22 protein-coding genes are annotated in these 23,757 nt (G+C 73.4%); 6 read left to right on the top strand and 16 right to left on the bottom strand.

Annotation, left to right across the window (positions count from 1 at the left end; translation table 11 throughout):
• Positions 1-28: 28 nt before the first annotated feature.
• Both ACIQV3_RS09165 and ACIQV3_RS09160 read right to left on the bottom strand, forming a co-directional pair.
• Positions 29-1,747 (bottom strand): DUF885 domain-containing protein, encoded by a 1,719-nt coding sequence (locus tag ACIQV3_RS09165; protein ID WP_403711281.1) that lies wholly within the window; start codon positions 1,745-1,747, stop codon positions 29-31.
• A 94-nt stretch (positions 1,748-1,841) separates the two neighbouring features.
• Complete coding sequence (locus ACIQV3_RS09160; protein ID WP_399453712.1) at positions 1,842-2,324, bottom strand: Lrp/AsnC family transcriptional regulator; 483 nt, start codon at positions 2,322-2,324, stop codon at positions 1,842-1,844.
• A 60-nt stretch (positions 2,325-2,384) separates the two neighbouring features.
• Between ACIQV3_RS09160 and ACIQV3_RS09155 the strand changes: the two genes are divergently transcribed.
• Positions 2,385-3,611 carry a trans-sulfuration enzyme family protein gene (locus ACIQV3_RS09155; protein WP_403711279.1) on the top strand — a complete coding sequence of 409 codons (1,227 nt, stop codon included), beginning with the start codon at positions 2,385-2,387 and terminating at the stop codon, positions 3,609-3,611.
• Positions 3,612-3,621: 10 nt separating this feature from the next.
• On the opposite strand, the gene ACIQV3_RS09150 is transcribed toward ACIQV3_RS09155, so the two are convergent.
• The 3 genes from ACIQV3_RS09150 to ACIQV3_RS09140 all read right to left on the bottom strand — a co-directional run bounded on the left by ACIQV3_RS09150 (position 3,622) and on the right by ACIQV3_RS09140 (position 7,800).
• Positions 3,622-5,109 carry a GNAT family N-acetyltransferase gene (locus ACIQV3_RS09150; protein WP_403711277.1) on the bottom strand — a complete coding sequence of 496 codons (1,488 nt, stop codon included), beginning with the start codon at positions 5,107-5,109 and terminating at the stop codon, positions 3,622-3,624.
• 115 nt (positions 5,110-5,224) lie between these two features.
• The gene (locus ACIQV3_RS09145; RefSeq protein ID WP_403711275.1) at positions 5,225-6,823 is read right to left on the bottom strand and encodes an alkaline phosphatase D family protein; all 1,599 of its coding nucleotides are present in this window, start codon (positions 6,821-6,823) and stop codon (positions 5,225-5,227) included.
• 137 nt (positions 6,824-6,960) lie between these two features.
• Positions 6,961-7,800 carry an alpha/beta fold hydrolase gene (locus ACIQV3_RS09140; protein ID WP_403711273.1) on the bottom strand — a complete coding sequence of 280 codons (840 nt, stop codon included), beginning with the start codon at positions 7,798-7,800 and terminating at the stop codon, positions 6,961-6,963.
• Positions 7,801-8,106: 306 nt separating this feature from the next.
• Between ACIQV3_RS09140 and ACIQV3_RS09135 the strand changes: the two genes are divergently transcribed.
• On the top strand, positions 8,107-8,865 hold the full coding sequence (locus ACIQV3_RS09135; RefSeq protein WP_403711271.1) for a GntR family transcriptional regulator: 759 nt from the start codon (positions 8,107-8,109) through the stop codon (positions 8,863-8,865).
• 404 nt (positions 8,866-9,269) lie between these two features.
• On the opposite strand, the gene ACIQV3_RS09130 is transcribed toward ACIQV3_RS09135, so the two are convergent.
• From ACIQV3_RS09130 to ACIQV3_RS09120, 3 genes are all read right to left on the bottom strand, one after another.
• Positions 9,270-10,427, bottom strand: a complete 1,158-nt coding sequence (locus ACIQV3_RS09130; protein ID WP_403711270.1) for an ROK family transcriptional regulator — start codon at positions 10,425-10,427, stop codon at positions 9,270-9,272.
• Positions 10,428-10,539: 112 nt separating this feature from the next.
• On the bottom strand, positions 10,540-11,190 hold the full coding sequence (locus ACIQV3_RS09125) for a response regulator (RefSeq protein ID WP_403711268.1): 651 nt from the start codon (positions 11,188-11,190) through the stop codon (positions 10,540-10,542).
• Between the two features lie 4 nt (positions 11,191-11,194).
• The gene (locus ACIQV3_RS09120; RefSeq protein WP_403711266.1) at positions 11,195-12,391 is read right to left on the bottom strand and encodes a sensor histidine kinase; all 1,197 of its coding nucleotides are present in this window, start codon (positions 12,389-12,391) and stop codon (positions 11,195-11,197) included.
• 108 nt (positions 12,392-12,499) lie between these two features.
• Between ACIQV3_RS09120 and ACIQV3_RS09115 the strand changes: the two genes are divergently transcribed.
• Positions 12,500-13,441 carry an ABC transporter ATP-binding protein gene (locus tag ACIQV3_RS09115; protein ID WP_403711264.1) on the top strand — a complete coding sequence of 314 codons (942 nt, stop codon included), beginning with the start codon at positions 12,500-12,502 and terminating at the stop codon, positions 13,439-13,441.
• The gene (locus ACIQV3_RS09110) at positions 13,438-14,187 is read left to right on the top strand and encodes an ABC transporter permease (protein ID WP_403711262.1); all 750 of its coding nucleotides are present in this window, start codon (positions 13,438-13,440) and stop codon (positions 14,185-14,187) included. The genes ACIQV3_RS09115 and ACIQV3_RS09110 overlap by 4 nt, the downstream gene beginning before the upstream one ends.
• Before the next feature lie 137 nt (positions 14,188-14,324).
• Here ACIQV3_RS09110 and ACIQV3_RS09105 read toward each other — a convergent pair whose 3' ends face one another.
• From ACIQV3_RS09105 to ACIQV3_RS09080, 6 genes are all read right to left on the bottom strand, one after another.
• Positions 14,325-14,576 (bottom strand): HAD family hydrolase, encoded by a 252-nt coding sequence (locus ACIQV3_RS09105; protein ID WP_403711260.1) that lies wholly within the window; start codon positions 14,574-14,576, stop codon positions 14,325-14,327.
• Positions 14,577-14,636: 60 nt separating this feature from the next.
• Positions 14,637-15,197: a G/U mismatch-specific DNA glycosylase gene (gene mug, locus ACIQV3_RS09100; RefSeq protein WP_403711633.1), complete on the bottom strand. Its 561-nt coding sequence runs from the start codon at positions 15,195-15,197 to the stop codon at positions 14,637-14,639.
• On the bottom strand, positions 15,194-16,627 hold the full coding sequence (purB, locus tag ACIQV3_RS09095; RefSeq protein WP_403711258.1) for an adenylosuccinate lyase: 1,434 nt from the start codon (positions 16,625-16,627) through the stop codon (positions 15,194-15,196). Before purB ends, mug begins: the two co-directional genes overlap by 4 nt.
• 139 nt (positions 16,628-16,766) lie before the next feature.
• Positions 16,767-17,558 carry an SGNH/GDSL hydrolase family protein gene (locus tag ACIQV3_RS09090; RefSeq protein WP_403711256.1) on the bottom strand — a complete coding sequence of 264 codons (792 nt, stop codon included), beginning with the start codon at positions 17,556-17,558 and terminating at the stop codon, positions 16,767-16,769.
• A gap of 83 nt (positions 17,559-17,641) precedes the next feature.
• Positions 17,642-18,661 carry a hemolysin family protein gene (locus ACIQV3_RS09085; RefSeq protein WP_403711254.1) on the bottom strand — a complete coding sequence of 340 codons (1,020 nt, stop codon included), beginning with the start codon at positions 18,659-18,661 and terminating at the stop codon, positions 17,642-17,644.
• Positions 18,658-19,998 carry a hemolysin family protein gene (locus ACIQV3_RS09080; RefSeq protein WP_403711252.1) on the bottom strand — a complete coding sequence of 447 codons (1,341 nt, stop codon included), beginning with the start codon at positions 19,996-19,998 and terminating at the stop codon, positions 18,658-18,660. The genes ACIQV3_RS09085 and ACIQV3_RS09080 overlap by 4 nt, the downstream gene beginning before the upstream one ends.
• A gap of 399 nt (positions 19,999-20,397) precedes the next feature.
• Between ACIQV3_RS09080 and ACIQV3_RS09075 the strand changes: the two genes are divergently transcribed.
• Both ACIQV3_RS09075 and ACIQV3_RS09070 read left to right on the top strand, forming a co-directional pair.
• Positions 20,398-20,829: a GNAT family N-acetyltransferase gene (locus tag ACIQV3_RS09075; protein WP_389437129.1), complete on the top strand. Its 432-nt coding sequence runs from the start codon at positions 20,398-20,400 to the stop codon at positions 20,827-20,829.
• Positions 20,826-21,527 (top strand): hypothetical protein, encoded by a 702-nt coding sequence (locus ACIQV3_RS09070; RefSeq protein WP_403711250.1) that lies wholly within the window; start codon positions 20,826-20,828, stop codon positions 21,525-21,527. Before ACIQV3_RS09075 ends, ACIQV3_RS09070 begins: the two co-directional genes overlap by 4 nt.
• 522 nt (positions 21,528-22,049) lie before the next feature.
• Here ACIQV3_RS09070 and ACIQV3_RS09065 read toward each other — a convergent pair.
• Positions 22,050-22,916, bottom strand: a complete 867-nt coding sequence (locus ACIQV3_RS09065; protein WP_403711248.1) for a DMT family transporter — start codon at positions 22,914-22,916, stop codon at positions 22,050-22,052.
• A 138-nt stretch (positions 22,917-23,054) separates the two neighbouring features.
• Positions 23,055-23,756 (bottom strand): dethiobiotin synthase, encoded by a 702-nt coding sequence (gene bioD, locus ACIQV3_RS09060; protein WP_403711246.1) that lies wholly within the window; start codon positions 23,754-23,756, stop codon positions 23,055-23,057.
• Position 23,757: the final 1 nt, after the last annotated feature.

Raw genomic sequence — 23,757 nt, 5'->3', positions numbered from 1 at the left:
CCGTCCGTGCGTCAGGGGATCCTGCCGGTCAGAGCTTGGAGAGCTCGTCCACCAGGTCGTCCAGGCCCAGCGAACCCTGGGACAGGGCCGCCATGTGCCAGGTCTTCAGGTCGAAGGAATCACCGTGCGCGGCGCGCGCGTTGTCACGGCCCTGCAGCCAGGCGCGCTCGCCCAGCTTGTAGCCGATCGCCTGCCCCGGCATCGACAGGTAGCGGGTCAGCTCGCTCTCGACGAAGTCGCCCGGACGGCCGCTGTGCAGGCCGAAGAACTCCTGCGCCAGGTCCACCGTCCAGCGCTCGCCCGGGTGGAACGGCGAATCCGCCGGGATCTCCAGACCCAGGTGCATGCCGATGTCCACGATGACGCGCGCGGCGCGCATCATCTGGGCGTCCAAGTACCCGAGGCGCTGCTCGGCGTCCTTGAGGTAGCCCAGCTCGTCCATCAGCCGCTCCGCGTACAGCGCCCAGCCCTCGCAGTTGGCGCTGACGAGACCGATGCTGGCCTGGTAGCGGGAGAGCTGGTCCGCCACGTGCGCCCACTGCGCCAGCTGGAGGTGGTGGCCCGGAACGCCCTCGTGGTACCAGGTGGACACCAGGTCGTAGACGGGGAAGCGGGTCTCGCCCATCGTCGGCAGCCAGGTGCGCCCCGGACGGGAGAAGTCCTCCGAGGGGCTCGTGTAGTAGGGGGCCGCGGCGCCGCCCGGCGGGGCGATCCGCGACTCCACGCGCTTGACCCGCTCGGCGAGTTCGAAGTGGGTGCCGTCGAGGTTCTCGATGGCCTCGTCCATCAGGCCCTGCAGCCAGGCCTGGACCTCGTCCACGCCCTCGATGTGGGTGCCGTGCTCGTCGAGGTGCTTGAGGGCCTCCCACGGACCGGCGCCCGGGAGGATCTTGGCGGCTTCGGTCTTCATCTCCGCCAGCAGCCGGTGGTACTCCGACCAGCCGTAGGCGTACGCCTCGTCCAGGTCCAGGTCGGCGCCGTTGAAGTAGCGCGACCAGAGGGCGTAGCGCTCGCGGCCCACCGGGTCGGGCTTCCCCTCGACCGCGGGGGCGTACACGTCCCGCATCCAGTCGCGGAGTTCCACGACGGCGGCGGTCGCGCCGGCGGCTGCCTCGTCGAGCTCGGCGCGCAGCGCCTGGGGGCCGGTGGCGGCGAACTCCGCGAAGTAGCCGTCCTTGCCCTCGCTCTCGGAGCCCTCGCCCTCGCCCGCCCACGCGGTGAGCTGCTCGATGAAGGTGGCGGTGGGGCGCGGGCTCCCGAACAGGCCGCGGTCCAGGCCGAGCGCGAGGGACTCGCGGTAGCCCGCGTACGCGGCCGGTACGGCGCGCAGCCGTTCGGCGATCGCGGCCCAGTCCTCGTCGGTCTCGGCCGGGGTCAGGGAGAAGATCTCGCGGACCGAGTGCGCGGGGGAGTGGATGTTGCTGACCGTGCGCAGGGCCTCGTCGGCTTCGAGGACGGCGAGTTCGGCGTTGAGCCGCTCGCGCAGCAGCCGGGCGCAGCGGCGCTCGATCTCGCTGTCGGCGCCCGGCAGCAGCTCGGCGGCGTCGAGCTTGGCGAGGGTGGTGCGGCAGAGCTCGGCGGTCGCCGCCTGGCCGGCCGGGGAGAGGTCCGGGAGCTTGCCGGAGCTCGCGGCGACACCGAGATAGGTGCCCGTGATCGGGTCGAGGGCGATGAGGTCGTCGACGTAGGCATCGGCGATCTGACGGGGCAGCCGCGCGATGCTGTCACTGGTGATGGTGTCTGACATGTGGACATCTTCGTATGCGGGAAGGGCCCGCGTCATCACCAAAGATCTTCAGCCTGCTGACAGGAAGATCTTCAGCCTGCTGACAGGAAGGTCATCAGCCCGCTGCCGTAGGGGGCAGCAGCGGCCCGCAGTCCCATTCCTGGAAGATCAGTCTGGTCTCCACCCGGGCCACTTCGCGGCGCGAGGTGAACTCGTCGAGGACCAGTCGCTGGAGTTCGCCGGGATCGGAAACGGCCACGTGGACGAGGTAGTCGTCCGGGCCCGTCAGATGGAAGACGGCCCGCGACGCCGGCAGCGAGCGCACGCGCTCGACGAAGGGACCGATCAGCTCGCGCCGGTGCGGGCGCACCTGCACGAGGAGCAGCGCCTCCAGCCCGCGCCCGAGTTTGGCCGGATCGAGCCGGAGCCGGTTGCCGAGGATGATTCCGGAGCGGCGCATCCGGGCCACCCGGTCCAGACAGGTGGACGCGGCGATCCCGACCTCGGCGGCGAGATCGCGGTACGTGGTCCGGGCGTCGTTCTGCAGGAGGCGCAGAATCTGCAGATCGACCGGGTCCAGAGCGACGGATTCGGACATTGACCGAACGTAGCACGGAGATTTCCCGCCGGAGCCGTCGCGCTGCGCACAGTACGGCGCATGGAGACGAACGCCCCGACCGTACGACGGTCACTGGCCACAGAAGCGGTTCATGCCGGACGCGAGGACCTCGCCGGGCTCGGACTGCACGCGCCTCCGCTCGATCTGTCGACGACCTACCCGTCGTACGACAGCCGGGCGGAGGCCGCCCGCATCGACGCGTTCGCCACGACGGGAGCCCGGCCCGAGGGCCCGCCGGTCTACGCCCGGCTGGACAATCCGACCACCGCCCGGTTCGAGACGGCCCTGGCCCGGCTCGAAGGCACCGAGAGCGCCGTCGCCTTCGCGAGCGGGATGGCCGCGTTGTCGGCGTGCCTGCTGGTGCGGGGGATGAAGGAGCTGCGTCACGTGGTCGCCGTACGGCCGTTGTACGGGTGCAGTGACCACCTGCTGAGCAGCGGCCTGCTGGGATCCACCGTGACCTGGGTGGACCCGGAGGGCATCGCCGACGCCATCCGGCCCGACACCGGTCTCGTCATGATCGAGTCGCCCGCCAATCCGACGCTCGCGGAGATCGATCTGCGCGCCGCCGCCGAGGCCTGCGGGGAGGTGCCGCTGCTGGTCGACAACACCTTCGCGACGCCCGTCCTGCAGCGCCCGGCCGAGAGCGGGGCCCGGCTGGTGCTGCACAGCGCCACCAAGTACCTCGGCGGCCACGGGGACGTGCTCGGCGGGGTCGTCGCCTGCGACGAGGAGTTCGCCCGGCAGCTGCGCCAGGTGCGGTTCGCCACCGGCGGAGTCCTGCACCCGCTGGCCGCCTATCTGCTGCTACGAGGGCTCTCGACGCTCCCCGTACGGGTCCGGGCGGCCTCCGCGAGCGCCGCGGAGCTCGCCGGGCGGCTCGCTGCCGACCCTCGGGTGCTGCGCGTGCACTACCCGAAGATCGGCGGAGCCATGGTGGCCTTCGAGACGGCCGGCGACCCGCACGAGGTGATCGCCTCCGTACGGTTGATCACCCCGGCGGTCAGCCTGGGCAGTGTCGACACCCTCATCCAGCACCCGGCCTCCATCAGCCACCGCATCGTGGCCGAGGGGGACCGCCACGCCTCGGGCGTGAGCGACCGGCTGCTGCGCATGTCGGTCGGGCTGGAGGACGTGGACGACCTGTGGGCCGATCTGGACCAGGCGCTGGACCGGGCGATGGCTCGGGAGGGGGCTCGTGAGGAGGCTCGGGCGACGGCCCGGGAGGGGGCGGGCGTCGGCGCGGCGGTCGGCGCCGGGGTCTAGGCCGTCTCGGTCACTGCCGGCCGCGGGGCAGGCCGCGGGATTCGCCCGGGAGCTCGTACGGCAGCCGGGAGCTGACCGGGGTGGCGTCGAGCCGGGCCGTGATCACCAGGGTGCCCTCCTCGATCTGGTAGTCCAGGGGGAGGCCGAGACCGCGCATGGCGGCGACCATGCCGGTGTTGTGGGCCTGGGTGACGGCGTACACGCTGTCGCACCCGGCCTCGACGGCCATCCCGATGAGCCGCCCCAGCAGCTCGGAGCCGATGCCGCGGCGCTGCCAGTCGTCCTCGATGAGCAGCGCCACCTCGGTCTCGTCGCCGTCCCAGAGCAGGTGGCCGAGGGCGACGAGCTTGCCGGAGGCGGTGGTCGCGGCGAGGGTGCGGCCGAAGCGCGGGCTCAGCAGGTGGCCGAGGTAGCGGTCGGCGTCGGCGACGGGGCCGTGGTAGCGCAGGCCGAGGGTGCGTTCCGAGCAGCGGTCGTGCATGGCGCGGGCCGCGGGCAGGTCGGAGCCGTCGGCGCGGCGCACGGTGATCTCGTTGCCCTCGGGGAGGGTCAGTACGTCCCGGCTGCGCGGGACCCGCGGCCCGAGCCGGGCGTCCAGCTCGACGAGGGCGCGGGCGCGCGCGAACTCGGTCGGGGTGAAGGGCAGGTACGGCCGCTCGATGGTGATCGCACCGCCGGACGGGTCGCGCAGCCGCATGACCGTGGCCTCCAGGACGCCTTCGACCGGCGCGTCGGCGCCGGCGTTGGGACGCCCGGAGAGGGTGGTCGCCGGGATCGAGTGGATGGTGCAGCGGCCGAGCAGCTGGCGCAGGGCGAGCGGCAGCTCGGCGGCGTCCAGAGCGGTGCGGGTGGCCAGTCCCAGGACCCGGGTCGGGGTGTCGACCAGGTCGTGGGCGTCGGCGCGCTCGATCCAGGTGCTGTGGCCGCCGGCGCCGGCGATGGCCCGGGTGAGGTCGGCGGAGGGGAGTTGCTGCGGGGCGCGCAGGAGGAACTCGTCCACCGTGCCGCCCTCGGGCAGGGGGTGCGTCTGCAGGGTCAGGATGTCGACCCCGCGGCCGGCGAGTGCGGTGCAGAGCGCGGCGAGGCTGCCGGGTTCGTCGCGCACGGTCGTCCGCATCCGCCACAGGGCGGAGGCCAGCGCGCCGTCCGTGGCGGTCTTGTCCGTCGTACCGGCGGCCGTGCGGTCCGTCTCCGCGAAGGCGACGTCGACGGCGCCCGCGACCGTCCCGGTACCCGTGGCCGGGTCCGGGAGGCCGGTGTCCGCGGGCGGCGGCGCATGGCTGTGGCGGCGTGCCCACCAGGTGTGGAACGCCGCCGTGACCAGGAGCGCGACGGCCGAGGCGACGAGCAGGACCGGGCCGCGGGGGCCGTGCACGACGAGATTGGCGATGGCGTCGGCGACCGCGACGGCGCAGAAGAGAGCGGCGAGTTCGACGACGTCGCGGCGCCAGTGGTGGCGGTGGGGACGCTGGGCAGGGGCAGGAATACGCTCAGTCATGCAGACCACTGTGACGCAGGGGTGTTGCGTGATCACGAACGATCTGTGACCGACTGGTTAAGGATCAGTCTGGCCGATTTCGCCCTGTTTTCCGGCTGATTTCAGATTCCGGACCCTACTGACCCACCCGTCCGGGCTGCAGGGTCCGCGTGAAGAGTACGCCGCCTCCCTGGCGGCGCAGCCGGACCGTCAGCTCGCCGCACTCCCCGTCGATCTCGACCTCCCCGTAGTACGGGGGGTTCTCGGACGGGGACATGTTGGCGAAGGGCGCGGACTGGACGTAGACCATCTCCGGGCCGAAGGTGGCGTCCAGCCGGCCGGCCGGGAACCCGCCCGCGCCGATGGGGCCGGACACGAACTCCCAGAAGGGGGCGAAGTCGCTGAAGGCGGCCCGCTCGGGCGCGTAGTGGTTCGCGGCCGTGTAGTGGACGTCGGCGGTGAGCCAGAGGGTGCCGGTGATGCGCTGGTGCTTGATGTGGCGCAGCAGCTCGGCGATCTGCAGCTCCCGCCCGAGCGGCGCGCCGGGGTCGCCCTGGGCGACGGCCTCGAAGTTCGCGGCCCCGTCGGTCACCACGATGCCCAGCGGCATGTCGGCGGCGATGACCTTCCACGTGGCGCGGGAACGCGACAGCTCGCGCTTGATCCAGGCCAGCTGCTCGGGACCGAGGATGCCGACGGGGTCGTCGGTCTGGCGGCCGGGGGAGTTCGCGTCGCGGTAGGTGCGCATGTCGAGGACGAACACGTCGAGCAGCGGGCCGTAGCGCATGACGCGGTACATCCGGCCCTCGGCGCGGCCGCCGCGCAGGTCGGTGACCGGGAAGTACTCGCCGAAGGCCCGGCGGGCCCGGCCGGCGAGGGTGTCGACGTCCTTCACGGTGTAGCGGGGGTCGTCGAGGATCTGGCCCGGGTACCAGTTGTTGCGCACCTCGTGGTCGTCCCACTGGGCGAGGACCGGCACCTGGGCGTTGAAATCGCGCAGGTTGCGGTCGAGCAGGTTGTAGCGGAAGTTGCCCCGGTACTCGGCGAGGGTTTCGGCGACCTTCGCCTTCTCCTCGGTGGTCACGTTGTGCCACAGGGTTCCGTCGCGCAGCGGTACGGAGGCCTGGATCGGGCCGTCGGCGTAGATGGTGTCGCCGCTGAACAGGAAGAAGTCGGGGTCCCGCAGCCGCATTTCGTCGAAGACGCGGTAGCCGCCGAGCTCCGGGTTGATGCCCCATCCCTGGCCGGCGAGGTCCCCGGACCACAGGAAGCGCACGTCGCGGCGGCGGGAGGCGGGGGTGGTCCGGAAGGTGCCGTGGACCGGCTCGCCGCTGCGGCGCGGGTCGTCGGGGTCGGCGAGGGTCACCCGGTAGTGGATCTGCCGGCCGGGCGGGAGCTCGCGCAGCGTGGTGGTGCCCGTGAAGTCGGTGTCCGGGCCGAGCAGCGGGCCGCGGTGGCGGCGCACGGCGTAGCGGAACGACTCGCTGGGGGAGGTCTCGACGTACATCCGCGCGGGGCGGTCGGAACGCGTCCAGACGGTGGCGGAGTGGGCGGTGATCTCGCCGGACTGAACGCCCCAGAAGGCGTTCGGGCGGTCCGAGCGGACGAAGGCGGGCACCGCCGCGTGGGCGGGAGTGGTCAGGGCGCCCGTGAGGGCGCTGGACAGGGCGAGACCCACGGGAACGGCGAGGGAACCGCCGAGCAGGGAGCGTCGGGTGTACGGCAGAGGTGCCATCGGTGCGTCTCCAGAGGCCGGCGGGGACGGGCCGGACCAGTGTGCTGCCGTACACCGGCCGCACACCGGACCGCCCGCGTCGCGCACGCGAACCATGCGTGAACACTGATGCGCGTGGCTGACGGCTGGTCAGCACCTCACCGGGCGAGCTTGGTTGTGTCCAGGATGACGCGGGCGACCAGGGCCGGGTCGTCGTTCATGGGGACGTGGCCGCAGCCGGGGAGCGTGACGAGGCGCGCGCCGGGGATGGTGTGCTTCGCGCGGACGCCCTGGCGGCGCAGGAGCAGCCGGTCGCGACTGCCCCAGGCGATGGTGACGGGCAGGCCGGGCAGGTCCGCGGTGAACCGTACGGAGCCGCCCGCGGCCAGGGTCTGCTCGAAACCGGTGGCCTCGCGCAGGGCGACGGTCTCGGCGACCACGGAGCCGGGCGAACGCCGTCCCGGGCGCGCGTAGATGCTGCCGGTCAGTGCGGCGCGTCCGGCGGAGCTCCGGGCGAGCCTCTCCACGGCGGAGAGGGGCAGCGCGCCGGCTCCGGCGCGCATCGCGCGCAGCGCGGTGAAGGCGTAGCGGCGTTCGCCCTCCGACCAGAACCCGGCGGGGGAGAGGGCGGTGACCGAGCGTGCCAGGCCGGCGCGCCCCATCTCCAGGGCGAGCAGTCCGCCGAGGGAGTTGCCCGCGATGTGCGGCCGCTCCATGCCGAGCGCCGCGCAGAGCGCGTTCAGCGCCGAGGCGACGGTGTCCAGATCGTACGGAACCCCGTGCGGCAGCGGCTCCGAGACGCCGAAGCCGGGCAGGTCGACGGCGATCACGTCGTACTCGGCGGCCAGGATGTCGGTCACCGGGTGCCAGGCCTGGAGGTGGTGGCCGATGCCGTGGAGCAGCAGGAGCGGCTCGCCCGCGCCCTTGCGCTCGTAAGCGGCGGTGATGGTGCGGGGGCCCAGCGGCGAATCGATCGTGAAGGAGACCGTGGCGGTCATGCTGCTCCTCGTCGGGGTCGGGCGGCTTCGGCGGCCGTGTGAGACGGCTTGTCAGTAGTGTCTCTCGGCCGGTTACCGCCCGGTAGCCCCCGGGGCCCGGGAGTTCGTCTTTCGAGGTGCTCGCGAACATCCCGTGAACAGCTTGATGCATATGCCCGATCTGCCCGGTAAAGGGGCGAGCATTGGTCTTGACCAAGGGGGTGCGCCGTCCTATCGTCGCAGGCATAGTGCAGGAACCTTTAATAAACAAAGGCGCGGAACTCACGCTGGAACACGGCGAGTGCGGCGATTGCAGGAGGAGTCAGGGTGGGGACCATGCAGCTCGAATCGGTGCCGGAGCCGAAGTACTTGCACCTCAAGACCGTCCTCAGTGAGGCGCTCGACCAGGACTTCGCCGTGGGCGAGATCCTGCCGAACGAGCGCGAGCTCGCCGCCCGCTTCGGCGTCGCCCGGGCGACCCTGCGCCAGGCCCTGGAGCAGCTCGAACTCGAAGGCCGCCTCCAGCGCCGCCGAGGCGTCGGCACCACCGTCGCCCCGCCGCGCGTGGGCGTCGACGTCGGCGGGGCCCAGCACAGCTGGCCCGGCGAGAGCGTTGACGGGTGGGAGCCGGTCGACGCGGCGGAGGCCGTCGTGCCCGCCGGCGTCCTGAAGCTCCTCGGAACGGCCCCCGGCGAACTGGTGCTCGCGGTGCGCCGCAGCCGCGTCGAGCAGGGCCAGGTCCTCGCGGCCGAGCTGCTGTACGTGCCCGCCTCCTCGGTGCAGGGCCTCTCCGCGATCGACGCCCCGGCCGGTCCGGCCCGCGCCCGCGCCGTCATGCGCGAGCTGCAGAAGCTGGCCCTCGACGGACAGGACCGCTCGGTGGAGCTCGGCTCCGCCCGCGCCGACGACGCCAAGGAACTGGACCGGCTGCCCGGGGCCCCGGTCCTGCTGGTCACCACCCGCTACTTCACGGCGGCGGGCACGGCGGCCGTCTCGGTGGCCACCTACCGGGCGGACACCTGCCGGCTGACCTTCGGCGACTCGGGCGACGTACAGATCACGCACGACACGCGGGTCGCGTCCTGACCACCGGCTGACGGGCCCCGGGGCGGCGGAGCCCCGGGGCGGCGGAGCCCCGGGGCCCGTCAGCCGTCCGGCGTTTGAGACCCGGGTCCGGGGCGGAGCCCCAGGGTGGTCGGGCGCAGCCCGGTACCCCTCCAGCCCGTCCGGCGTTTGAGGGCCGGGGTCCGGGCAGCGCCCGGGGAACGGTGGAAGGGCGGGTAGGGGACTCCGCCCCGCAGGGACTCGCCGACGCCGCCCCGCAGGGACCCGCCGACGCCGCCCCGCAGGCTCGACCGGCGCCCGGGCCCTGAGCGGCAGCGCGTGCGCGGATCCGCAGCCGCGGCGCCGGCGGTGCGGAGCTGTCGGTACCGGGCCCCCGGGGGATCAGCGGCGGCGGACCCCGGTGTCCGTACCGACCCCGGAGGGGATCAGCGGCGCCGCGCGGTGACCGTCTTCTCCACCGCGAACAGTTCTTCCTCCACGTGGTCCAGCGCCAGCCGCAGCGCTCCGGTGGCCACCGCCGCCTCGCCCAGCAGGGACAGTGCCACGCGCGGCGGCCGCAGGCAGTACCGCTCCAGCTCCCGGCGCAGGGGATCCAGTACGCCGTCCAGCCCGGCGGCCCAGCCGCCGACCACGACCAGCTCCGGATCCATGGCCAGGACCAGCGCGGCCACGTCGTGGACCAGCCGCTGGATGAACCGCTCCACCGCCGCCACCGCGCCCACGTCCCCGCGCCTGGCCATCGCGAAGACCTCCGCGACCGCCCGCTCGTCCAGGGGGTGCAGCGGTTCGCCGGTCGTCGACAGCAGCTTCTCGGGCGTGGCCTCGCGCCCCAGCAGGTGCAGTGCGCCGATCTCCCCCGCCGCCCCGCCGAACCCGCGGTGCAGCCGGCCCCCGATCAGGGAGCCCGCTCCGGGGCTGAGCCCGGCCATCACGAAGACCATGTCGTCCGTGTCGGTCGCGGCGCCCTTCCAGTGCTCGGCGACCGCCGCGGCGTTGGCGTCGTTCTCCACCTGCACCGGGCAGCGGAACGAGCGCCGGAGCCGTTCCCCGAGCGGTAGCCCGGTCCAGCCGGGCAGGGCCGTGCCGAGGCGGACGGTGCCGTCGGCCTCCACGATCCCGGGGCTGCCCACGCCGACCGCCCGCAGCGAGTCCCGGGGTACCCCGGCGCGGCGCAGCAGGTCGGCCACCGCACCGCGGACCCGTTCGAGCCGTTCGTCGGCGGAGGCCGTCTCCGCGACATCCTTGGTGCCGGCGCCGATCACCCGGCCGTCCAGCCCGGACAGCAGCACCGCGATCCGGTGCGCGCCGATCTCCACGCCGAGCAGGTGCCCCGCCTCCGCGCGGAAGCGGAACCGTCTGGCCGGGCGCCCCTGGCGCCGGGCGCCCTCCTCCGCGTCCGCCTCGACGACCAGGCCCGTCCCGATGAGCCCTTCGACGACCCCCTCGACGGTGGGCCGCGAGAGGCCGGTGACCCGGGTGAGGTCAGTGAGCGTCGGCGATTCGGCCGCACGCAGGGCCCGCAGCACCACGGCGGAGTTGATCCGCCGCAGCAGAGAGGGGTCCCCGCCGGTCAGCTGCCCCAACGTGTGTCCTCCCAGCGAGCGAGCATGTCAGCCGGATCGTACTGCGCACCGGCCGCGGCGGCGAGAAGCGGCCCCCCATCGGCCGGAATCCGCCCTTCCCCTGGTGGGCCGGTCAGGCGGGAGCGACGAAGCCTGACTCGTACGCGGTGATCACGGCCTGGGTCCGGTCCCGCGCCCCCAGCTTCGCCAGGATCGCGCTGACGTGGGACTTCACCGTCTCCGTGCCCACGATCAGCTCGCGGGCGATCTCGATGTTGGTCAGCCCCTTCGCCATCAGCCGGAGCACGGCCTCCTCGCGCTCGGTCAGCGCCGCCCGCTCCAGTACCGTCCGTGCCTGCCGGTTGCCGTACTCGGCGGCCAGCGCGCGGACCGCCGAGGGAAAGAGCAGGGTCTCTCCCTCCGCCACCAGCCGGACCGCGTGAACGATCTCCGACGGACGGGCCCGCTTCAGCAGGAACCCGTCCGCGCCGGCCCGCAGCGCCTGGTAGACGTACTCGTCGTTCTCGAAGGTGGTGACCACGAGGATCTTCGGAGGCGAGTCCACGCTCCGAAGGACCGCCCGGGTCGCCTCGATCCCGTCGAGCAGCGGCATCCGCACGTCCATCGCCACCACATCGGGGCGCAGTTGCCGTACGAGCGGGACCACCGCGGCTCCGTCGGCGGCCTCTCCGATCACCTCGATGTCGGGCTGGGCGTCAAGGACGGCGCGCAGACCCGCGCGCACCAGGGGTTCGTCATCGACGAGCAGTACGGTAACCGGCATCCGGTCAGCGTATTCGCTCCAGCGGCAGCCGCGTACGCACCCGCCAACCGCCCTCGTACGGACCGGTCTCGGTGGTTCCGCCGAGCAGGGCTGCCCGCTCCCGCATCCCGCGCAGTCCGGTGCCGCCACCGGTGATGACGGAAGGCCGGTCCGGCAGCGGATTGGTCACCTCCAGGTCCAGCCGGTCGGCGACCATGCCGATCCGCACCTTCACCGGTACGGGGCCGCAGTGCCGCAGCACATTGGTGAGCGCCTCCTGCAGGATCCGGTACCCCTCCTGGCTCACCGGGTCGGGCAACTGGTCCAGGGGGCCGATCAGTTGCGCGTCGACGGTGGCGCCGGAGGCGCGCGCGGACTCGAACAGCCGGTCGGCCTCCACCAGGGTCGGCCGCTGGGACGGCCGCTGACCGGACTCGCGCAGGACGCGCAGCACCCGGTCCAGGTCCTCCAGCGCGGCCCGGCCCGTCTCCTCGATCGCGGTCAGCGCGCGGTCGGTGAACTCCGGATCTCCGGCCGCCCGCGCGGCGCCCGCCTGGACGACGGCCACGGTCAGGGCGTGGCCGATGGAGTCGTGCAGCTCCCGCGCGATGCGGGTGCGCTCCAAGAGCTGCTCGGTCCGCGCCTCCAGGGCGGTGACCCGCTCCGCGGCCGAGGGGCCCAGCAGCCGGCGGGCGACGGCCGTGATCATGTCGCCGAGCAGGACCACGACGACGATCAGGAGGACCGGCGGCAGCGGAGCCAGCGCCCACGCGGCCCAGACCGGGAATCCGGCGGGTATCACGTTCTCCTGGGTGACCCTGCCGCCGAGTCCGGCCGTGACCAGCTGGACCGTCAGCATCGGCAGCCACACCGTGGCCATCATCGCGGCCAGGGAGACGACGAGCCGTATCTCCAGCCACAGCAAGGTCCGCCAGCGGTCGCTCCAGGTCTGGGACCCCACGGTGCTGAAGCTGTGCTCCCCGGGCTCCTCCCGCGCGCCGCGGGCACCGCGCTCGGAGGGGGCGAGGAGGAACTGCGCCTGGAGCCCTTCCGCCACCCGCATCCAGGGCAGCAGGCCCAGCGGTATGACGAGGACGAGGGGTACCCACGGAGCAGCGGGCTCTATGAACATCCAGACGGCCAACATCAGCATGGGCACGCACAGATGCACCCAGCGCGAGTAGGTCACGGGGCGCAGCGCGGCGCGGAACAATCGGTGCATCTCCTCATCGTTGCAGCTGGGGGCGGTGCGGCTCCTCCCCCACGTGGGGGAGAAGGAACCCTCGCATGGGGGAGGAAGGAGGGTGGGGCCGGCGGCGAACCTTGAGACATGAACAGCATCGAGATCCGAGAACTGACCAAGGAGTTCGGCCGCACCCGGGCCGTGGACCACCTCACCTTCGATGTCATGCCCGGTCGTGTCACCGGCTTCCTCGGGCCCAACGGGGCCGGGAAGTCGACCACGATGAGGCTGCTGCTCGGCCTGGACCGGATCACCTCCGGGACGGCCACCATCGGCGGCCGGCGGTACGCCGAACTCCCCGACCCCCTCCACCAGGTCGGGGCCCTGCTGGACGCGCAGTCGGCGCACGGCGGCCGCACGGCCCGGGACCACCTGCGCTTCCTCGCCGCCGCCAACCGGATCCCGATGAGCCGGGTGGAGGCGGTCCTGGAGCAGTCCGGAATCGCCCCGGCGGCCAAGCGGCGGATCAAGACCTTCTCCCTGGGCATGCGTCAGCGCCTCGGCATAGCGGCCGCGCTGCTCGGAGACCCCGAAGTGCTGCTCCTGGACGAGCCCACCAACGGCCTCGACCCCGAGGGCATCATCTGGATCCGCGAGCTCATGCGCGGCCTCGCCGCCGAGGGACGTACGGTCCTCGTCTCCAGCCACCTGATGACCGAGACCGCGGCCCTCGTCGACCACCTGGTCGTGCTCGGGCAGGGCAGGCTGCTGGCCGACACCTCCATAGAGGAGTTCATCGACTCCCGCAGTACCCCGAGGGTGCGGCTGCGCACGACGGACCCCGTCCGGCTCCGGGCCGCCCTGGCCCGGGACGACTTCGAACTGGTCACCGCCGAGGGCGGGCGGTGGACCGTGGACGGCATGCAGGCCGAGCAGCTCGGTGTCATCGCCGCCCGCGAAGGCATCCCGATGCTGGAACTGATCGACGAGCGGGCCTCGCTGGAGCAGGCCTACCTCGATCTCACCGCGGCCAGCGCCCAGTTCGCCGCCACCCGCTGCCCCGTCCCTTCCCAGGAGGCCTCCCCATGAGCATCGCTCTGCCCACCGTCCCCGTCCTGCACTCGGAATGGATCAAGATACAGTCCCTGCGCGGCACCTTCGGGGCGCTGATAGCCGTCTTCGTCGCCACGGTGGGCATCCAGGTACTGACGGCCTCGCTCATCGGCGACGCAGAGGCCGGCAGCATGGGGGACGACCCGCTCCTCGCGGCCTTCTACAGCCTCAACTTCGGCCAGGTCGCCGCCTTCGCCTTCGGTGCGACCGCCCTGTCGTCCGAATTCCACAACGGCGCCCTGCGCACGTCACTCGCGGCGGTACCGAACAGAGCGCGGCTCTACCTCTCGAAGATGGCCGTGATCGGCGGGCTGGCCTTCGTGGTGGGACAGCTCACCGCACTGGCGACCTTCCTCGGCGGACAGGCGTTCATGGGCCCCTACACCCTGGAGCTCGGCAGCCCCGGCACCTACCGTGCCGTCTTCGGCTGCGGCGCCTACCTCGCGATGATGGCCCTGTTGTCGGCCGGACTGACGGCGGTGCTGCGCAGCGCTTCGGCCGTCCTGTGCCTTCTCATACCCTTCACGCTGATCGTGTCGTTCGTACTCGCGGCGCACGCCGGGGGCGTAGCCCAGTACCTGCCTGACCGTGCGGGCCAGATGACGATGCGGCTGGACACCTCGGTGGGCCTCGCCCCCTGGGCCGGGTTCGGGGTCATGGTCCTGTGGGCGCTGGTCGCGGTGGGCGGCGGCTGGCTGGCGGTCCGGCGGCGGGACGCCTGACGCCGGAGCGGCTCGGCGGATCGGCTCGACCGACCGGCTCGGCGGGGTGGACGAACTCCCCGCCGAGCCGAGCCGGTCCGTTCCGGCCGGCGGGCAGACGGGCAGGCCGCGCAGCCCCGGCGGGATCGGCCGGCGGGTCAGCGGCCCGTGAGGAGCGCGGGCAGTTGGCGCATGTCGTCGAAGACGACGGTTCCCGGGCCTTCGAGCTGATGGGCTGCGGTCAGACCACCGGCGTAGCCGAGGGCCCGCATTCCGGCGGCGCGGGCCGCCTGGACGCCGGGACGGCCGTCCTCGACGACCGCGCAGGCGGCGGGATCCACACCCATCCGCTGCGCGGCGTACAGGAAGAGGTCCGGAGCGGGCTCGCCGGTCGACGAGGCCCCCGTCACAGTCGAATCATCACGAGCTCTATCGGCTTGATGATCATCCCCGGAGGCCGGGACGGGGGTCTAGGCGTCGGCGTCGGCAGGGCCGGGGTGTTCGGCGGCCGCGCGGAGGCGGGCGTACTCCTGGGCCATGGAGGCGGCCGTCCAGTGGGCGTTGAGGCCGCTGGGGTTGGGCAGGGCCCAGACGCGGGTGGTGCCGATGGTGCGGTCCTGCGGGCCGATCTGGGCCTTTCGCTCGCCGAAGGCGGTGCGGTAGGCGGTGACCCCGACCACGGCCAGCCACTGGGGGCGCAGGAGCTCCACCTTGGCCGTCAGGAGGCGGCCTCCCTCGCGGAACTCCTCGGCGCTCAGCTCGTCGGCGCGGGCCGTGGCACGGGCCACGACGTTCGTGATGCCGAGGCGGTAGGTCAGCAACTCCTCCTGCTCGGCGGGCGAGAGGAGGCGCGGGGTGAAGCCCGACTTGTGGAGGACCGGCCAGAAGCGGTTGCCCGGGCGGGCGAAGTGGTGGCCCGTCGCCGCGGAGAGGAGGCCCGGGTTGATGCCGCAGAAGAGGACACGAAGACCGCCCGCGACCACGTCCGGGAGGACGCGGTTGCGGGCGGCGTTCAGCTCGTCGGGAGTCAGAGGATCGACCCGGGGGCGTAGCCCGCGGCCTCGGGGTGCTCCTTGGTGATCTTCTCGATGCGGGAGAGGACCGCTGCGACCTGGTCGCCCGCCGCACCGGTGAAGGACAGCTTGTCGGCCATCAGGGCGTCCAGCTGGGCCCGGTCCAGCGGCATGCGCTCGTCGGCGGCCAGCTTGTCCAGCAGCTCGTTGCGCTCGGCACCCTGCTCGCGCATGGCGAGGGCGGAGGCCACTGCGTGCTCCTTGATGACCTCGTGGGCGGACTCGCGGCCGACCCCGGCCCGCACGGCGCCCATCAGGACCTTGGTGGTCGCGAGGAACGGGAGGTAGCGGTCCAGTTCGCGGGCCACGACGGCGGGGAAGGCGCCGAACTCGTCGAGGACCGTCAGGAAGGTCTCCATCAGGCCGTCGAGAGCGAAGAACGCGTCGGGCAGGGCGACCCGGCGGACCACGGAGCAGGAGACGTCGCCCTCGTTCCACTGGTCGCCGGCCAGCTCGCCGGTCATCGACGCGTAGCCGCGCAGGATGACCATCAGGCCGTTCACGCGCTCGCAGGAGCGGGTGTTCATCTTGTGCGGCATCGCGGAGGAGCCGACCTGGCCCGGCTTGAAGCCCTCGGTCACCAGCTCGTGGCCGGCCATCAGACGGATCGTCTTGGCGATCGAGGAGGGGGCGGCGGCCAGCTGCACCAGGGCGGTGACCACGTCGTAGTCGAGCGAGCGCGGGTAGACCTGGCCGACCGAGGTGAAGGCCTGGCCGAAGCCGAGGTGGGCCGCGATCCGCTGCTCCAGGTCGGCCAGCTTCGCGGCGTCGCCGCCCAGCAGGTCGAGCATGTCCTGCGCGGTGCCGACCGGGCCCTTGATGCCGCGGAGCGGGTAGCGGGTGAGGAGGTCGTCCAGGCGGCCGTACGCGACCAGCAGCTCGTCGGCGGCGGTGGCGAAGCGCTTGCCCAGGGTGGTCGCCTGAGCGGCGACGTTGTGGGAGCGGCCGGCCATGACCAGCTCGGCGTGCTCACCGGCCAGCTTGCCGAGGCGGGCGAGGACGGCGACCGTGCGGTCCCGCGCCAGTTCCAGCGAGAGCCGGATCTGGAGCTGCTCGACGTTCTCGGTGAGGTCGCGGGACGTCATGCCCTTGTGGACGTGCTCGTGTCCGGCGAGGGCGTTGAACTCCTCGATGCGGGCCTTCACGTCGTGCCGGGTGATCTTCTCGCGCTCGGCGATGGAGGCGAGGTCGACGGTCTCCAGCACGCGCTCGTAGTCGGCGAGGGCCTCGTCGGGGACCTCGATGCCGAGATCCTTCTGGGCGCGGAGCACGGCGAGCCACAGCCGCCGCTCCAGCGTCACCTTGTACTCGGGGGACCACAGGACGGCGAGCTCCGCGGAGGCGTAGCGGCCGGCCAGGACATTGGGGATGCGGGGCTTGGCAGTCACGTGGAGGGATTCTACTTGGGCCGCGGCTGTGCGTTTACGCAGGTAGGGGACCCGGCCGGGATTGTGCCTTGCTACGAGAGCAGGCAGGGGGTGACGGGGGCCGGCGGGAGCGGGCGGTGGTGCGCCCCGGCCCCGCCGGCTATACGAGCCGGTCGCCCGCCGGAGCCCCGTACGGCAGCAGTTCCGGGCGCTTCGCGGGCCGGCCGTCCCCGCTGGAGCGGCCCGTCAGGCGGCGGCCGACCCAGGGGAGCAGGTGCTGCCGGGCGAAGCTGAGGTCCTGTGAGCGGCGCGCCGTCCAGCCGGGAGGGGCGGCGGGCGGCAGTTCGGCGTTCCAGTCCGCCTCGAGCGGCAGGCCCAGCGTCTGCCAGACCGCCTCCGCGACCCTGCGGTGGCCTTCGGCCGTCAGGTGCAGCCGGTCCACGTCCCACATCCGCGGATCGCCGAGCGCGGAGGACCCGTACAGGTCGACCACGAGGGCGCCGTGTCGCGCGGCGAGCTCCTCGATGATGACGAAGAGTTCCTCCATGCGCGGGCGGAAACGTTCCATCACGGGTCCGTTGCGGCCCGGCGAGCGCATCAGGACCAGCGTCCCGCAGGCGGGCGCCAGCAGGCCGACGGCCTCTTCCAGGTGCCCGCGCACCCGGCCCATGTCCACTTTGGGGCGCAGGGTGTCGTTCAGCCCGCCGACCAGGGCCACGAGGTCGGCGCCCATGCCGGCGGCCGCGGGCGCCTGCTCCCCGGCGATCTGCCCGATCAGCTTGCCGCGGACCGCGAGGTTCGCGTAGCGGAAGCCCGGCTCGCGGGCGGCGAGGCGGTCGGCGAGCAGATCGGCCCAGCCCCGGTAGGAGCCGTCGGGCAGCAGGTCCGACATGCCCTCGGTGAAGGAGTCGCCGACCGCGACAAAACTGGTGTAACGCGCATTCATCTCCATGGCGGGAGCGATGCTACCGCGCGGTACCCCCACCCCGCAGGCGGGGCCGGGGTACCGCGCGCACCCGTACCGGGCTCCGGCCGCTACGTCGCGGCCGGCCGGCCGAACAGCTCCCGCAACACGTCCTCCATCGTGACCAGACCCGTCATGACCCCGTCCGGCGCGAGCACCGCCGCCAGGTGCGTACGGCTGCGCCGCATCGCGGTCAGCGCGTCGTCCAGCGGCGTTTCCGCCCGGACCTGCGCGATCGGCCGCAGCGCGGTGACGGGGAAGGGCTCGTCCCGCTCCGTCGCGTCCAGCGCGTCCTTGACGTGCAGGTATCCCAGGATCCGGCCCTGCGCGTCGATCATCGGGAACCGGGAGTACCCGGACTCGGCCGACAGCCGCTCCAGGCCGGCCGGTGTGATGCCCTCACGGGCCGGCACCACCCGGTCCGCCGGCAGCACCACGTCGGTCACCGGCCGCCGCCCCAGTCCCAGGGCGTCGTGCAGCCGCTCGCTCGCGCGGTCGTCGATGAGTCCCGCGTCGCTGGAGTCCTTGACGATCCGGGCCAGCTCGTCGTCCGAGAAGGTCGCCGCCACCTCGTCCTTGACCTCCACCCGCAGCAGGCGCAGCAGGGTGTTGGCGAAGGCGTTGATGGCGAAGATCACCGGCTTCAGCCCCCGGGTGAGGGCCACCAGCGGCGGCCCCAGCAGCAGCGCCGTCCGTACCGGCTCGGCCAGCGCCACGTTCTTCGGGAGCATCTCGCCGAAGAGCATGTGCAGGTACGTGGCCAGGGCCAGCGCCACCACGAAGGAGATCGCGTGGGTCAGCCCGGACGGCACCCCGAAGAAATCGAAGGCCGGGGTCAGCAGGTGGGCGATGGCCGGCTCGGCCACCACACCCAGCACCAGGGTGCACAGGGTGATGCCCAGCTGGGCCGCCGCCATGAGCGCCGACACGTGCTCCAGGCCCCACAGCACGGCACGCGCCCTGCGGTCGCCCTGCTCGGCGTGCGCCTCGATCTGGCTGCGCCGCACGGAGATCATGGCGAATTCCGCGCCGACGAAGAAGGCGTTGACGACCAGGGTCGCCAGGCCGATCAGCAACTGGACGGCGGTCATCGGGTCTCCTCCACACCATCACCGGGGGTCGCTTCGACCGGCACGTGCAACAGCACCCGCGCGGCCCGCCGCCCGCTCGCGTCCACCACGTCCAGGCGCCAGCCGTCGAGCTCCAGGCTGTCGCCCACCAGCGGGATCCGCCCCAGCTCGGTCGCTATCAGACCGGCCAGCGTCTCGTACGGGCCGTCCGGCACGCGCAGTCCGATCCGCTGGAGATGGTCGGTGCGTGCGGAGCCGTCCGCGGAGAACAGGGTGCGCCCGGAGCCGTCCTCCCCGGCCGGGGCCAGGTCGGGAGTCTCGTGCGGGTCGTGCTCGTCGCGGACCTCGCCGACCACCTCTTCGACGATGTCCTCCAGGGTGGCCACGCCGGCCGTGCCGCCGTACTCGTCGATGACCACGGCCATGGTCTGCTTCCCGGACAGCCGGTCCAGCAGCCGGTCCACGGTCAGCGACTCCGGTACGAGGAGGGGTTCGCGCAGCAGCTGCGACACCGGGGTGCGGTGCCGCTCCTCCGCCGGCAGGGCCAGTACGTCCTTGATGTGGACGGTGCCGACGACGCTGTCGAGGCTGCCCCGGTAGACGGGGAACCGGGACAGGCCCGTGGCGAGCGTCGCGTTCGCCACGTCCTCGGCGGTGGTCTGCAGGTCGAGGGCGGTGACCTGGACCCGCGGGGTCATGACGTTCTCCGCGGTCAGGTCGGCGAGGTTCAGGGTCCGCATGAACAGCTCGGCGGTGTCCTTCTCCAGGGCGCCGGCCCGCGCGGAGTGCCGGGCCAGGGCCGCGAGCTCCTGCGGGGTGCGTGCCGAGGCGAGTTCCTCGGCGGGCTCCATGCCGAACCGGCGCACCATGTGGTTCGCCGTGGTGTTCAGATGGCTGATCAGGGGCCTGAAGGCACGGCTGAAGACCCGCTGGAAGGTGGCGACCCGCTTGGCGACGGCCAGTGGGGAGGAGATCGCCCAGTTCTTGGGGACGAGCTCGCCCACGACCATCAGGACGACGGTCGACAGCACGGTGCCGAGGACCAGGGCGGTGGAGGACGCGGCTCCGGCGGACAGCCCCATGGCTTCGAAGGGACCCTTGAGGAGGGCGGCGATCGAGGGCTTGGAGATCATGCCGATGACCAGGCCGGTCACGGTGATGCCGAGCTGGGCGCCGGAGAGCTGGAACGTCAGGCTGCGGACCGCGGCCAGGGCGCTGTCGGCGCCGCGGTCGCCGCGCTCGACGGCCCGTTCCAGTTCGCTGCGCTCGATGGTGGTCAGCGAGAACTCGGCCGCGACGAAGACTCCGCAGGCAAGGCAGAGCAGCAGCGCCACGACGAGCAGGAGCACTTCGGTCATCGGTCCTTCACCTCCGTCCCATGATCAGCCAGGAGGAGGGGTGTCGCGCGCTGTCGCGGACGGGGAGGGAGGGGACTGGGAGGCTCGCCCATGGACGGACGCTCACACCTTTCGTTCGGGGAAGGATTCGGGGGACAGGAGGAACAGCTGCCTACAGGGTAAAGGAAGAGCAAAGTGGGCGGATCGTTCCTTCGGCGGACCCGCCCGGCCCCCCGGGGGCGTGCTGCCCCGATGGGGTCGGATACGAACGATCCTCGCATCCCGCCCGCGTCGGCGTCCGGGAGACGGGCGCGGACGAAGCCGCGGCACGTCCCGGCCGCGGCGCGTCTCGCCGCCGGCGCGTCTCGGCAGACGGAAGTCGGTGGCGGGCCACCGGCCGTGCGTGCTTGGCTCCGGAACATGACCGATCTGCACATGCGGGCCGCCGTGCCGGCCGACGCCGAGACCGTCCTCGCCTTTTGGAAGGAGGCCGCGGAGGGCACCTCGATCACGGACGACGCGGACGGGGTCACCCGGCTCGTCACCCGCGACCCCGAGGCGCTGATCCTCGCGGAGAGCGACGGGGTCCTGGTCGGATCCGTGATCGCCGGCTGGGACGGCTGGCGGGCTTCCCTGTACCGGCTCGCCGTACTGCCTTCCCGGCGTCGCCAGGGGATCGCCACGGCGCTCCTGGAGGCGGCCGAACGGCGCTTCGTCGCCGCCGGGGGGCGCCGCGGCGACGCGATGGTCCTCGAAGCGAACGAACGCGCGCAGCGGGCCTGGGCCGCGGCCGGCTACCACCGCGAGGATCACTGGCGGCGCTGGGTCAAGCCGCTGGTGGAGACGCCGTGACGCCGGGACCCCGATCCCGCACGCGTGTCGACACCCGCACGCGTGTCGCGGCCCTCCTCGCCGCCGGAGCGATCGTGCTGACCGGTTGCGGCACGCGGACCGCGGGCTCCGGGGATCCGGCCGCGCCGTCGGCGCCCTCGACGGCTCCCTCCGTGGACTACGCGGCCCGGGAAGCCGCGGCGGTCGCGCGCCACGACAAGCTGTTCCCCGCGATCGCCGCGCGGTGCGGGGACGCGGGCGCGGGCGCGGGTACGGGTACGGGTACGGGTGAGGGGGCCGACGCGGGCGGAAGCAAGGGCGGCGCGAGCCCCGGGGCCACCGGGGGCGAGCTGCCCGCGGATCCCGAGGCACGCAAGTACGCGGAGAACCACGCCTTCAAACAGCAGGTGCGGCTCACCCCCGGGGCCCGGTGCCGGGGCGACGCGCACGCCGAACGGATCAAGGCGGCGCTGGCGGGCGGCTCCGGCGCGAAGGCCGCGCCGCACACGGCGGAGGAGCTCCGCGCGGTCCTGGCCGGACTGGGGTACGGGTTCGACGGCGGGGGTGTCTACGGCTCCGGGGCGGTGAACGTCTCATTCGTCCTGTCGGTCCCCGAGAGCGGCCCGTGCGTGACGGGCCGGCTGGGCCCGCCGACGACCGTGCAGGCCCACGGAACGTACGCCGAGGGCGGCTGCCTGGAGCCTCGCGGGGGCCACTGACGGGGCGATGGCCACTGACCCGGCGGAGGCTACGGACCCCTTGGGGGCGGGCGCCCCCGCGGGGCAGGGACCCCTGGGGTGACTGTTTCCTCGGGGCAGCGACCCGCCGGGGGCCACTGACCCCCGGCGGGGTCCGCCGACCCGGCGTGGGCCACTGGCCCCTGGCGTGGGTCGCCGACCCGGCGTGGGCCACTGACCCCTGGCGGGGTCCGCCGACCCGGCGTGGGCCACTGACTCCCGGCGGGGGTCGCCGACCCGGCGTGGGCCACTGACCCCGCAGGGGCAGCTGAACCCTCGGGGGGCATGGCCCCCTGGGGGTGGCCGGTTCGTCGGGCAGCGACCCCGAGAGGGCCCCGAGAGGTCCCCGAGAGGGGCTCGGCCCCGCGGCGGTCGGGTCGTCGCGGCGTGCCGCCAGGGCCCCGGGCCCGGCGGAGTCGGGGCGAGGAGGCGGCGCACGCACAGCACCGACCTGCGGAGGCCACTGGTCCGGTGGGAGCTGCCCCCAGGGCCCGGCCGGCCGGGTCAGGTCGCGTCGGGTTCGACGCTCGCGCCCTCCCTGGCCAGGGTGAGGACTCCGGCGCAGATCAGGGACAGGCCCAGCAGCTGCGGCAGCAGCCACCAGTGGGCCCGGAGCTGTTCCTCGTACAGCAGCACGCCCAGGGCGACGCTCACGCCCGCGTCGCCGAGCGTCAGCGCCGGCTGCGAGGCGACCAGCGGGCCGCCCTGCATGGCGTGTTCGAGGAGCAGGAGGGCGCAGATGCCGGTCGCGCCGAAGGCGTAGGTCTCCCAGGTGCGCAGGAAGGCGCCGATGCCGTGGTCGTCGAGCACGTGCATGGCCGACTTCATCAGCGCGGCGGTCAGCGCGTAGCAGACGGCGGTGGCCGCGCCGAGGCAGCCGGCCCGCATCCGGCCGGGCCGACGCCGCAGGCCGGCCACGGCGAGCACCGCCACCGCGACCGCACACGCCGCCAGGGCCAGGATCCACCGGTCGGCCGGGACGTCCGTACGGTTCCCCGTCGGTGAGGCGGCGACCAGGACGATCCCGAGTCCGCCCACCACCGCTCCCATGGCCAGCCACAGCGGCCCCGGCATCCGGGTCCGCGTCACCAGCGAGGCGATCAGCAGCGCGAGCGGCAGCTCCAGTACGAACAGGGGCTGTACGAGGGCCAGCGGGCCCGTGGCCAGCGCCACGGCCTGCCCGGCGCCGGCGGCGATCACCGCCAGGATCCCGCCGACCCAGAGCGGCCGGCGCAGCAGATCGAGCACCAGCGCGAAGCGGAATCCGTCGCTCTGCGGCACCGTGAGCGCCGCCCGCCGTTGGAGCACGGTCGCGAGCGCGTTGCTGAGCGCCGCGAACAACGCGAAGAGGACCGGCACGAGGAAGCCCACGCCCCGATCCTCATGTGCCCCGCCGCCACGGCCCACCACGACACCGCCGGGTCACCGCGCGGCGGCGGCCGTTCCCCCGTCCGGCCCCACGGACGGGGCAGCTGGACCGTACGGACCGGTCCGCCCGCGGCGGCGGGGTCAGCCGGAGGGCGCCGTCCAGGTGCCGTGGAGGGCGGCGGCGAGCCAGTCGGGCGCCGAGGTGCGGAAGGCCGCCGGGGGGAAGGTGCCCGCGCCGGCCGGGACCGCGCCCAGGAGGGGGAGTCCGGAGACCGAGGGCAGGTCGGCCAGGTTGCAGCGGGCGGCCAGGTCGGGCTCGGCCGGCCAGCTGCCGATCACCACGCCCGGGGAGGTCAGGCCGCGGGCCCGGAGGGCCTCCGCCGTGAGGGCGGTGGAGTTGAGGGTGCCGAGGCCCGCCGGAGCCACGATCAGCACCGGGGCGCCGAGCAGGCGGGCCGCGTCCGCCAGGGTGTGGCCGGCCTCGTCGAAGCGGACCAGGAGGCCGCCCGCGCCCTCGACCAGGACCAGGTCGTGGGAGAGGGCGAGCTCGCGGGCCGCCTCCGCGATCCGCTCCGGGGAGAGCGTCGGGAGCCCCGAGCGCCGGGCCGCCGTGTCCGGGGCCAGCGGCTCCGGATAGCGGGCGAGCTCCACCGTGGTGACGGCGGAGCCGGCCAGCCGGCCGACCTCCGCCGCGTCTCCGGGTTCGTCCGGGCCGACGCCCGTCTGGGCCGGCTTCAGCACGGCCACCGAGAGGCCCGCGGCGAGCGCCGCCGCCGCGACGGCCGAGGTGACGACCGTCTTGCCGATCTCGGTTCCCGTCCCCGAGACCATCAGGACCGCCATC

The sequence above is a fragment of the Streptomyces sp. NPDC099050 genome, from assembly GCF_044759865.1.
Lineage (GTDB): Bacteria > Actinomycetota > Actinomycetes > Streptomycetales > Streptomycetaceae > Streptomyces.
The sequence above is the reverse complement of the archived record's forward strand: the minus strand, read 5'-3'. Positions and strand labels throughout refer to the sequence as shown.